The sequence below is a fragment of the Campylobacter sp. 19-13652 genome (genome assembly GCF_019702925.1).
Lineage (GTDB): Bacteria > Campylobacterota > Campylobacteria > Campylobacterales > Campylobacteraceae > Campylobacter_A.
In genome coordinates this window covers 378,767-390,217 of the sequence record NZ_AP024713.1, presented here as the reverse complement: position 1 = coordinate 390,217, position 11,451 = coordinate 378,767, and the positions used below count along the sequence as shown (strand labels likewise).

General features: G+C 41.1%; 12 protein-coding genes. 11 read left to right on the top strand and 1 reads right to left on the bottom strand.

All coding sequences use genetic code 11. From position 1 onward, the window contains the following. Nucleotides 1–608: 608 nt before the first annotated feature. A complete protein-coding gene (locus LBC_RS01790) occupies nucleotides 609–1,817 on the bottom strand; it encodes an aminofutalosine deaminase family hydrolase (protein ID WP_221254414.1) in 1,209 nt (402 codons plus the stop codon). A gap of 85 nt (nucleotides 1,818–1,902) precedes the next feature. On the opposite strand from LBC_RS01790, the gene aroQ reads away from it, so the two are divergent. Genes aroQ through mnmA form a run of 11 tightly spaced genes read left to right on the top strand, consistent with a single transcriptional unit; the run spans nucleotide 1,903 to nucleotide 10,705 of the window. After that, on the top strand, nucleotides 1,903–2,373 hold the full coding sequence (gene aroQ, locus LBC_RS01785) for a type II 3-dehydroquinate dehydratase (protein WP_221254413.1): 471 nt from the start codon (nucleotides 1,903–1,905) through the stop codon (nucleotides 2,371–2,373). Beyond that, the gene (locus LBC_RS01780) at nucleotides 2,366–3,391 is read left to right on the top strand and encodes an aminopeptidase P family protein (RefSeq protein ID WP_221254412.1); all 1,026 of its coding nucleotides are present in this window, start codon (nucleotides 2,366–2,368) and stop codon (nucleotides 3,389–3,391) included. Before aroQ ends, LBC_RS01780 begins: the two co-directional genes overlap by 8 nt. After that, nucleotides 3,392–3,868: a 2-amino-4-hydroxy-6-hydroxymethyldihydropteridine diphosphokinase gene (gene folK, locus LBC_RS01775; protein ID WP_221254411.1), complete on the top strand. Its 477-nt coding sequence runs from the start codon at nucleotides 3,392–3,394 to the stop codon at nucleotides 3,866–3,868. A gap of 2 nt (nucleotides 3,869–3,870) precedes the next feature. Next, nucleotides 3,871–5,190 carry a flagellar biosynthesis protein FlhF gene (gene flhF, locus LBC_RS01770; RefSeq protein ID WP_221254410.1) on the top strand — a complete coding sequence of 440 codons (1,320 nt, stop codon included), beginning with the start codon at nucleotides 3,871–3,873 and terminating at the stop codon, nucleotides 5,188–5,190. Beyond that, nucleotides 5,187–6,062 (top strand): P-loop NTPase, encoded by an 876-nt coding sequence (locus LBC_RS01765; protein WP_221254409.1) that lies wholly within the window; start codon nucleotides 5,187–5,189, stop codon nucleotides 6,060–6,062. The genes flhF and LBC_RS01765 overlap by 4 nt, the downstream gene beginning before the upstream one ends. Before the next feature lie 13 nt (nucleotides 6,063–6,075). Beyond that, on the top strand, nucleotides 6,076–6,429 hold the full coding sequence (locus LBC_RS01760; protein WP_221254408.1) for a hypothetical protein: 354 nt from the start codon (nucleotides 6,076–6,078) through the stop codon (nucleotides 6,427–6,429). After that, complete coding sequence (locus LBC_RS01755) at nucleotides 6,404–7,105, top strand: RNA polymerase sigma factor FliA (protein WP_221254407.1); 702 nt, start codon at nucleotides 6,404–6,406, stop codon at nucleotides 7,103–7,105. Before LBC_RS01760 ends, LBC_RS01755 begins: the two co-directional genes overlap by 26 nt. Further along, nucleotides 7,105–8,211, top strand: a complete 1,107-nt coding sequence (fliM, locus tag LBC_RS01750) for a flagellar motor switch protein FliM (RefSeq protein WP_221254406.1) — start codon at nucleotides 7,105–7,107, stop codon at nucleotides 8,209–8,211. The genes LBC_RS01755 and fliM overlap by 1 nt, the downstream gene beginning before the upstream one ends. Further along, the gene (gene fliY / locus LBC_RS01745) at nucleotides 8,192–9,034 is read left to right on the top strand and encodes a flagellar motor switch protein FliY (RefSeq protein WP_221254922.1); all 843 of its coding nucleotides are present in this window, start codon (nucleotides 8,192–8,194) and stop codon (nucleotides 9,032–9,034) included. Before fliM ends, fliY begins: the two co-directional genes overlap by 20 nt. A gap of 58 nt (nucleotides 9,035–9,092) precedes the next feature. Further along, a complete protein-coding gene (locus LBC_RS01740; protein ID WP_221254921.1) occupies nucleotides 9,093–9,632 on the top strand; it encodes a TIGR00730 family Rossman fold protein in 540 nt (179 codons plus the stop codon). Between the two features lie 17 nt (nucleotides 9,633–9,649). Beyond that, nucleotides 9,650–10,705, top strand: coding sequence for a tRNA 2-thiouridine(34) synthase MnmA (gene mnmA / locus LBC_RS01735; protein ID WP_260173452.1), 1,056 nt, complete (start codon nucleotides 9,650–9,652; stop codon nucleotides 10,703–10,705). Nucleotides 10,706–11,451: the final 746 nt, after the last annotated feature.

The window sequence follows — 11,451 nt, the reverse complement described above, 5'->3', positions numbered from 1 at the left end:
AAAAACAAAAATTAAAACTCCTTAATTTTAAGCGATATCAAAAAGAAAACTTAAAAATATCGCCTCTTTTAAAGCCTTTTGGCTCTTATTTATCGCTTATACTAGAGTAAAAACTTGCCAAGTCTAGCAATTCGCCCCTCCCCACGGCATGGTAAACGCCATTTTAATTTTATTTTACAAAGATAGCGTTACCCTTAAATCAACAAAACAAATTTAAAAAATAAATAAATTCAATTTTAACCTTATCAGTAAACAAGCCCTAGCAAGCCGTTACTTTTATGAGGCTTGTATTACATCACAATGCTCAAATATACAGTTTTGCTATGCCACATCTAAAACATCTTTTTACTTAAATGCGTGGTAACTGCGCCATAAAGCCTCTAAGTAAAGCGAAATTAGGCGATGTCGATAATAAAAAGGATTCCATAAAATAGATAAAGTAAGACCTTAGCTCTCTTTTCCGAGCAAAAATAGTAAATTAAAAATTTAAATCCATTTTTAATGCTTTGCATATTTAAAGAGTATTAGAGCTACGACAAAGTAAAAATCTGCATTGTTTTTTAAAATTTTATCTGAGTTTTAAGACGATAATACTGCCGGCAAACCCCCTAAAACACCCTACTTCCGCCTATAAAAAGCGCCCTAGCCTCTTTTTCATTTAGGATTATTTTTGCTGCTAGCTCGAAATCCTCACAAAGTGGCGCATTAAAAAGTGCAAAATCAGCTAGCTTAGCAGGTGCTATCTCTCCAGCGTCTATCCTAAGCGCCCTAGCGCCGCCACTTGTCGCCGCGCGAAATAGCGTCCTAGCAAGCGTATTAAGCTCGGTGCTAGAATGGATAAATAAAGCCGCGCGAAGCTCATCGAGCATACTTAGGCTAAAGTTTGAACTAAGCCCGTCTGTGCCGATATTTAAACAAAGCCCAGCACGTGCGATTTTATTTAAGCTTAAGCTTCTTTTACCAAGCAGTCTATTTGAGACAGGACAGTGAGTAATAAAATGCAGACTTTTATCAAATTCTTTAAAATCCCTAACAAAAACGCAGTGCGTAAAAAGCGTGTGAAGTCCGTCAAAAAGGGACTTAAACTCATCTACACTATAAAGTGGCTTGGTGTTTAGCGAAAATCGCTTTAAATGCGCCTCAAAGCCGCCCTTTGCCTGCTCTAGCCAGCGCCTTTCAGCTAGGCTTTCCATAAAATGCGAGCAGCAGATTAAATCGCACTCTTTGGCTAGTTTAATCACCCTTTTTGCTAGCTCTTTATGTACCGAATAGGGCGAATGCACGCTAAGGGCTGGGATAAATTTATCGCTTTTAAGCGCATTTACAGCGTCAAATCTGGACATAAACCACCCCCACGACTGCTCAATTTTTTCAGCACTTGAGCCGATAGCCTCGGTAAAAATCACGCTCCTTAGTGGCGAGGCGACAAGCGCATTAAGCTCTGCGCCAAAGCTAGACACCGCCCCAACACTAGCGGTACCACTTTTTAAAACCGAATTTATCGCACTTTTTACACGCTCCTCGTCCGCCCTAACCTCGCTTCCATGCTCCATAATGCTACCAAGCCACGGCAGAAAATCGCCATATTTTAGCTGTCCTTTATGAGAGCTAAACTCAAAATGTATGTGCGTATTTACAAAAGCAGGAGCTAGCACGCAATCGCTAAAATCGATGAATTTTGCATTAGGATATAGCTTTTTAAGCTCATTAAGTGGCGCTATTTTTACTATTTGGTCGCTAAATGCAATGCAAACGTCCTTTAAAATAGTAAAATCATCATCGCAAGTTAGTATCCGCTTTGGTTTTAAAATTTGCATTTTTCGTCCTTTTTTAGGCTAATTGTAGCAAAAATTTAGGTATAAAAATGTATAATCTGCGATATTTTACGCAAAAGGGAAAAAGATGAAAATAATGGTAATTCAAGGTCCAAATATAAATATGCTAGGGGTTCGCGACCCAGCCATTTACGGCACCATGAAAATGGAGGAAATCCACGCACAAATGAAGTTAGTAGCAGATCAGCACGGAGTGGATATAGAGTTTTTCCAGTCAAATTTAGAGGGCGAGATAGTCGATAAAATTCAAGAATGCCTAGGCGATAGCAACGGCATAATCATAAATCCAGCCGCATACACGCACACCTCAATCGCCATTCGCGATGCGCTAAGCGCAGTTGGCATACCAGCCATTGAAGTGCATATTAGCAACATTCACAGACGTGAGGAGTTTCGCCAAAAGAGCCTAATCGCGCCAGTTACAGCAGGACAGATAGTAGGCTTTGGGCCTGTGGGCTACCATCTAGCCATGATAGGCATGCTTCAAATTTTTGAGCAGATAAAGGCACTTCAAGAAGCGCAAAAACAAAATGCCTAACTACATACTAAATAACGAAAACGCCATACTTTACGAGTGCGGATATACCTGCGATAATGCCCTATTTTTAAGGCTTAATGGCGCAGGCTATCTCATCACAGACGCAAGATATGACATAGAGGCTAGAGAGCTAGTAAATGGGGGCGTTAGCGTTATTTGCGCAAGTGATTTGCAAAGCGCAGCGAGGGGGCTTTTAAGAAAGCTTAAAATAAAAAGACTTGAGTTTGACCCCGCTAGCTTTAGTGTGGCTAGCTTTGAGGCACTTAGCAAAAAAAGTAAAGCGAGCTTTAAGCCTGTTATAAATTTATCCCAAAAAATGCGAGAAGTAAAGGACGCTTTTGCGCTTCTTAAGCTAAAACACTCAGCTAAAGTTGGCAAAGAGTGCTTTAGGCAAATGGCTGAGTATATAAGCCTTCAAGGCGATGGTAAAACAGAAAAAGAGCTACACAAAAAGGCGGTTGAAATTTTTAGTGATTATGGCGACAGAGAGCTTAGCTTTAACCCAATTTTAGCTATAAATAAAAACGCAGCTAAAGCCCATGCTCTGCCTAGTAATGAGCGGCTTAAAATGGGCGATTTGGTGCTGCTTGATGCTGGGGTTAGGATAGATGGATACTGCTCTGATTGCACTCGTACAGCGGAGTTTAATGAGAGTTTTAGCTTTGATAAGGCTCAAAGCTTTAAAGACCCTAAAAAGCAAGAAATTTATAATCTAGTCCTAAGCGCACAAAAAGCTGCTATAGAAGCTATAAAACCCGGTATAAAAGCAAGCGAAGTAGACGCGGTAGCACGAAATGTCATAGCAAAGGCTGGCTATGATAGGCAGTTTTTCCACTCAACAGGACATGGCGTAGGACTTGACATTCACGAGCTACCACGAATTAGCAAAGCAAGCAATACGGTGCTTAAAGAGGGTATGGTATTTAGCGTGGAGCCTGGAGTGTATATCGAGGGTGAATTTGGCGTGAGGATAGAAGACGTCGTAGTGGTAACTAAAACAGGGTGCGAAATACTATAAATGTTTATAAAATTAAAAGGCGCAAAAGCTCTAAGTAGGACGCGATTTTTCCCACTTATAAAAAGCTCTAATGGGCGATACAGTGCTATTATAGGACTTGGCGGAAATATAGGAGATAGTGCGGTGATATTTAAACGGCTTTTACGAATGTGGCAAGATGACAGACGCATAAGCGTAGCAGAGACTTCGCCGCTATTTATAAATGCGGCGTTTGGCTACACTAATCAAGCTGATTTTACAAATGCGGTTACAAGCATAAAGACAAATTTAAGCGCACTAAATTTATTAAAAATATTACAGCATTATGAGATTAAATTTAAACGCAAAAGAAGCTTTAAAAATGCCCCTAGGACACTTGACCTTGATATGCTTTATTACAGTGGGCGCTCAAGAAACAGCAAAAAACTCACACTACCTCATCAAGGCGCAGACAGAAGAATAAGCGTCATAGTACCATTAGGGATTATGAAAGGATAGCAATGGCTCACGTATCTTTTACAGGCAGCACTCCGCAAGAAGCCATGCAAAAGGCCATGGCTGAATATGGCGAGGACATAATAGTAGTAACCACAAAGCAAATAAAAGCAGCAACAAATAAAGAAAGTGCTGAATATGAGGTGCTTTTTGCTATTGAGGGCGAAGTCAACAATACTCCAAAATCCAAAGTAAGCCTAGATGAAGCTTTTAGCAAATCCCACGCAGCCGCAGCCGCAAAGCTAAAAGCCTACACCTCACTTTCTCAAAATTCCAAACAGAGTGAAAAATTTATAGTTGAGGAAGCAGACGAGGGCGTTGAGAGCCTAATAAACAGAGCTTATGATCAATTAAGCACGCACACAAATATCTCAGCCGCAGCCACTGCAGTAAACGCAAACACCCAAAATATTGACACCCTATCAAAGCAGATAAAGCAGATAAAAGAGCAAATCGACATAATCTCAGACATCACGTGGGAAAGCCTAGCTGCAAATAGAAATAATCTCCCTATACCGCCTGAGTTTGCAAGCATTTATAAAGCAAGCAAAGCAAGCGGAATGAAAAGCGAGCATTTAGAGGCTATAATGCGAGCAACCATAGAAAATATGCCAAGCAGCATGAAAGCAAATCCAACAGCTGTGCGCAGGTATTTTTACTCACTTTTGCGAAATATGCTACCATGTCGCAAAGCAGCACAAAATCAAAAGCAGCGCATTATTATGTTAGTTGGTCCTACTGGAGTGGGAAAGACTACGACATTGGCAAAGCTTGCGTGGAGATTTGCTCACGGACAAGACAGTGATAAGCGCTATAAAACAGGCGTTATAACGCTAGATACATACCGCATAGGCGCAGTCGAGCAACTAGCACAATATACACGCATAATGCACGTTGAGATGATAGATGTTTTTGAGGTTGAAGATTTTAAAAGTGCATTAAAGAGCTTTAGCTACTGCGATGTCGTACTCATAGACACAACCGGAAGCAGTCAGCACGATAAGGAAAAGCTTTTGCGACTTGATAAATTTCTAAAACAAAGCGGCGCAAATATAGATGTTACACTTGTGCTTTCAGCTGTGGCAAAGGTTGAGGATTTAATAGATACATATAATAATTTTTCATTCTTAGATATAGATACGCTAATAATCACTAAATTTGATGAGACACGAATGTTTGGCAATGTATTTTCGCTTATTTATGAAACAAAAACTCCGGTGAGTTACTTTTGCGTGGGACAGGATGTTCCTGATGATATAATGGAAGCAAGGAGTGATTTTTTGGCAAAATGCGTACTAGACGGCTTTAGCGGAGATAGTAAATGAACGATCAAGCAGCAAATTTACGCAAGCTAGCTGCTCAAAGCATAAGCCTAAATAGCGAGAAAAATACGCACTTTATAGCCATAACAAGCGGCAAAGGCGGCGTAGGTAAAAGCACTATAAGCGCAAATCTAGCCAGCGTCCTAGCACGAGGCGGATATAAGGTGGGGCTACTTGATGCAGACATCGGACTTGCAAACCTAGACGTAATCCTAAACGTAAAAATGCGAAAAAATCTCCTGCACGTACTAAAGGGCGAGTGCAGTCTAAGCGATATACTCATACAAATATCGCCAAATCTAACCCTAATCCCAGGCGATAGCGGAGATGAGATACTTAAATTTAACGATAAATTTATCTACGAGCGGTTTTTAAGCGAGGCGAGTATCCTTGATGGGCTTGATTTTATCATCATTGATACTGGTGCTGGCATAGGAGGACACACTCAGCTTTTCCTAGAAGCAGCCGATGAGATTATAGTTGTAACTGTGCCAGACCCTGCTGCTATTACAGACGCATATGCGGTTATAAAGATAGCCTCACGCTTTAAAAGTGAGCAATTTATGCTTTTAAACATGGTAAAAAACGAAAGCGAAGCAGAGAGAATTTTTAATAACATAAAAAGGGTCGCAGCCAGTAATATAGGCTCTGGATTAAAGCTAGAGCTAATAGGCGCGCTTTCGCACGATAAGGCAGTTAGCAGAAGCATTAAAACTCGCACACTTTTTAGCATTGACACACCAGCTAGCCTACCATCAGTGCAGATAACAGAGATAGCAAATGTGCTTTTACGCAAAATGGAACAAAAAGTGCTTATAGGTCAAAACAGGAATAGTTTTAGCAGTTTTTTCAAAAGACTGATAGATCAATTTTAGCAAGGACAGCAGGGTGAGAGCGGAAAATTTTATAGCATTTTTTACAGTGTGTGGATTTTTTGTAGGAATGGTTTTTAGTATGTTTAAGTCCTCCACGCCGCTTGAAATGCTTGTCTTTTCGCTTTTGGTTACCTTCTTTTTTTACCTTATTTCGCACATTATTATAATGAATTATATTGACACCAAAAAAGATGCCAAAGATCTATTTGATAAAGAACATCACGAATTTGTAGGAGACAAGCTCATAAGCGAACTAGCCGTACGCGAAAAGAGAATGGAAAATTTAATGCTACAAGTAGCCAGCGAAAATGAAAAACTCACACAAGTCTTAGGTAAGAAAAATGCAAGAAAAGCAAAAGCAGCCTAACCCATACGCCAAAGCCCAAAAAAAGGAACAAGACGACATAGTCATAAGCTATATGCCAGCGCTTAGAGCTATGGCTTTTAGGCTTAAAGAGCGTCTGCCAGCTAGCATAGACGTAAATGATTTAATAAGTGCTGGGGCTGAGGAGATGATAAAGCAAAGCAGGCGATGGGACAGGGAGGTAAATGATAATTTCTGGGGCTTTGCCAAAAAGCGCGTAAATGGCGCGATGCTCGACTTTTTACGAAGTTTGGACGTGCTAAGTAGAGCAAATAGAACGCTAATAAAAGCTATAAATTTAGCCGTTGATGAATATTTTAATAAGCACGAGGAAGAGCCCGATAATGCCTATTTGGCAAAGCTTTTAGGCGAGGATGAGGAGCGCATAGCAGAGGCTAGAAACTCAGGTGCTATCATCTCTGTGCTTCCACTTAACGAACAGCTTACCGCCTTTGATGAAAATGACACACTTATGCAGATTGAACAAGAGGATTTATTAGAGCATATAACGCAACTACTTAATGGGCTAAAGCAAAGAGATCAGCTTTTAATGCAGCTTTATTATTATGAGGAGCTTAGCCTAAAAGAGATAGGCGAGATTATGCAAATCTCAGAGAGCAGGGTCTCGCAAATTCATAAAAAACTAATAGATAAGCTTAAAGAAAGCTTGGGGGCATAATGGCTGATATTTTATCTCAAGAAGAAATCGATGCGCTACTTGAAGTAGTGGACGAGGATGGCGACACCTCTGCTATAGGTTCTGATAAAGGTAGTGAGAGCGAGCAGCGTCAGATTATCATTTATGATTTTAAGCGTCCAAACCGCGTCAGCAAAGAGCAGCTGCGTGCCATAAAAGGCATACACGATAAACTAGCTCGCAACCTAGCCAGCCAAATCTCAAGCGTCATGCGCAGCATAGTCGAGATACGCCTACATAGCGTAGATCAGATGACATATGGCGAGTTTTTGATGTCCCTGCCAAGCCCCACTAGCTTTAACGTATTTAGTATAAAGCCCCTTGATGGCAACTGCGTACTTGAGATAAATCCTAGTATAGCCTTTCCTATGATAGACCGCCTCCTTGGCGGAAATGGCGATGGATTTGAGGCAAACCGCGAATTAACGGACATTGAGATAAATTTACTTGATGCGGTACTTAGAATGATAATGAGCCGCTTAAAAGAGTCCTGGGCGATGATAACAGACATGTACCCAAATGTCGAAGCCAAAGAGAGCAGCCCAAACGTCGTACAAATCGTAAGTCAAAACGAAATCGTAATAATGGTTGTAATGGAGATAATAGTAGGAAACTCAAGCGGCATGATAAACATCTGCTACCCAGTCATCTATCTAGAGCCTATCCTAAGCCGTCTAGCAAACCGCGACATAATGCTAGGCGAAACGAGCGCTAAAAAAAGTCGCAACAAAGAGCTAAAGACGCTAATAGGTCGCGCAGAGGTGCTATTTGAGGCGATTTTAGGCAAGGCAAACATAAGCGTGAATGAATTTTTAGAGCTTAAAGAGGGGGATATTTTAAGGCTTGATAGGGCTGCTGATGATAGAGCGCTTGTTTCAATCGATAAAAAAGAGCTTTACCTAGCCGAGGTCGGACTTCATCGTTTTAGAAAATCTATAAAAATAGAACAGCTCATACGCTCAGATCGTGACGAGACAAAATCGATACTAGAGCGATACGAGGAGGAGCGCAAGGCAAGATTGATGGCGTACGAAGAGGCTGAAAAAGAAAAAGAAGAGGATTTTGATGATGATGAAAGAGTTTTTTAATCTATTCACACAAGAGACAAAAGCGGTAATAGAGGGACTGATAGGACACGCCCCAAAAGTAGGCGAGGCAAACGAGTACGAAGCCCAAAGCCAAACCGCCATAAACGCTCCAGCCGTCGTAGCAAACATAAGCGTAAATCAAAATGCAAAGATGGTCTTTATCCTGCCTGCGCTTCTTGCAAGCGGGTTATTTGATCTCATGTTAGGCGAGGAGGAGTTAAGCGGCAAAGAGGATATAGGAGATGACGAGCTAGACTCCTCAAAGGAGATAACCTCAAATATCCTAGGCGCACTAAGCACTACTCTAGGCGCACAAAAGCACCTGCCAAAGCTTGCTTTTGATATAGCTGGCATAAGCTTTGTAGCTCCTGATAGTGCAATAGAGCTTAATAGCTTTAGCAAGCTTTACTCATTTTCGCTTGAGATACCAGATATTATAAGCTCACAAATCGCAATCGCCGTTGATAGCGCATTTCTTGCGATACTAGGACTAGGCGATGAAAGCGCTGAGGAGGCAAGTGCAAGCGCTGGAGCTAGCGCGAATAATTTAAGCGCCGAGGAGATACGAAATATTGGGCTTATCATGGATGTGCGCCTTGCTATTCGTGTGCGTATCGGCTCAAAATCAATGCTGCTAAAAGACGTGCTAAGCATGGATATAGGCTCAGTTATAGAGCTAAATCAGCTAGCAAACGATCCACTTGAAATTTTAATCGGCGATAAGGTCGTAGCTATGGGCGAAGTCGTAATTGTGGATGGAAATTTTGGCATACAAATCACGCAAATCGGCAGCAAAAAAGAGCGCCTTGAGCAGCTTAGATAGATAAAGGACAAATTTGAAAGACATCATAAGCGATTTAGAGGGCTTTTCTAGCTTTAAAATGCCACAAAAGCTAGTGTGTATATTTGGCTCAGCTAGGCTTAGCGAAAATAGCCCCTACTACGCAAAAGCAAAAGAGCTATCAAGCATGCTTGCAAGTAGCGGCTACTCCATACTAAGCGGCGGAGGCGGCGGCATAATGAAGGCCGCAAATGAGGGCGCAGCAGGCAAAAATACGCACAGCATAGGGCTTAATATAAAGCTGCCTTTTGAGCAAGATACAAATGAGTTTGTCTCTCATAAATTTACCTTTAAAAGCTTCTCCTCGCGTAAATTTGCGCTTATTGATAGCTCGCTTGCCTTTGTAGTTTTTCCGGGTGGCTTTGGTACACTTGATGAGCTTTTTGAGGTGCTTACGCTTACTCAGACTGGCTTTAAAAAATCTCCAATTTTCCTATATGGAGAGCAGTTTTGGGCTGGGCTTGATAGCTTTATTAAAAATACTTTACAAGCCCAAGGCTTAATTAGCAAAGAGGATTTAGAGCTTTACTGCGTAACAGATAATTTGGAATTTATAAAAGATAAAATTTCTCATATTTAAATTTAATAGCTATAATAATATTATTATTACTTCAAGAAAAGGTTATTATGAAAATAATGGTAGCGATGAGCGGCGGCGTGGATAGTACTATGACCGCTAAAATGCTAAAAGAGGCAGGACATGAGATAGTGGGCTGCTACATGAAACTACACGATAAGCCCGGCTATCACGAGGAAAATATCAGAAAAGTAAACAAAGTGGCGGATTATTTGGGCATAAAGGTGCATATTTTGGATTTGCGAGACAAATTTAACGAGATGGTTTATATGCCATTTGTAAATAGCTATAAACAGGGGCTTACGCCAAATCCATGTGCACTTTGCAATCGCTTTATTAAATTCGGCGCTCTGCTTGATTTTGCAAAGCAAAACGGCTGTGAAAAATTAGCCACAGGGCATTACGTGCGGATTGTAAATGGACTTATCACCACTGCAACCGACCCTAGCAAAGATCAAAGCTACTTTATCGCCCAAATCCCAAAGCACATCCTAAGCGATATGATATTTCCGCTGGGGGATAAATTTAAAGCCGACATAAAAGAAGCCGCAAAGGCAATACCAGTACTAGCGGAGTTTGGAACGCAGGCTGAAAGCAGTGAAATATGCTTTGTTGAGACTACTTACATTGACGTACTAAAAAAACACTACAACACTGATTTACCAGGCGAAGTCGTAGACGAAAGCGGCAAAGTCGTAGGCAAACATCAAGGCTACATGCACTACACCGTAGGCAAGCGACGTGGCTTTGAGGTACGTGGTGCACACGAGCCGCACTTTGTCCTTGACATAGAAGCCAGCAAAAACCGCATAATAGTAGGAGAAAAAGAGAGCCTTGCAAAAAGCGAGATAGAACTAAGCAGCCTAAACTCATACATAAACGAGAGCGAATTTGACGCAGAGGTAAAAATCCGCTACCGCAGCCACGCTCTACCAGCTAAAATAATAGTAAACGGCGAGCAAGCAAAGGTCGTGTTAAGCGAGCCAGCTTATGGCGTGGCGCGTGGACAACTTTGCGTGGCGTACCGAAATAGTAGCGATGGGGCGCAGGTAATTGCAAGCGGCTTTATAGTTTAATTTACTAGCTCTGTTTTGTAAAATATTGCTTTTTAAAGCTTAATTTAGTTTTGCCAAGCCAGTGCCGCGAGATGAGTGGCTTAGCATCGATTTTAAGGGCGCACGAAAGCCAACCCGCCAAAATCATGCCAACACTGCAAAGCGATACAGTAATACTAAAGCCTCTAGCACGGATTAAAGGTGTTTGACTTGTAGCTAAGAAACACTCTTTAAATAAAGCCATTTTATTTTAAACCACTTAGCCTGCTTTACCTTACAACGCCAAAGTTTGCAGCCACTGAGGTTGTAAACTTGGCGTATACTTCTTGTGGCTTACTCCTACGCCTTGTCCAGCTACGTGATAATTCGAATCCTCCATTCCTGCTACGCTATAAATTTTAAGCCATTTAACCTCTAAAAGCTCTCCATAGCAAACCAAAATACAACAAATTAATAGTTTATCAATCGATTGCAAAACTTTTTAGTAAACATCAGCTATACCGAGCGTACGACTTAATTTAAATAAACTTACTTTTTACTTTGCTATACCCTCAATCCTCTGCGTGCAATATATTCGCCCTTGCTTATCGCTTACGCTATCTGAGTTTTTGAACTTCATTGCTTGTTTTAAAAAGTCGCTTACTTAGTGCGCAATAAGCAATCGTCATCCCAAATTTCACTCACCAACACCCATTCACTCATACGATGTTGCCAATATTTTAATTTGCCTGAGTTAATTTTTAAACCAAAAAACTTTGGTTTTGATT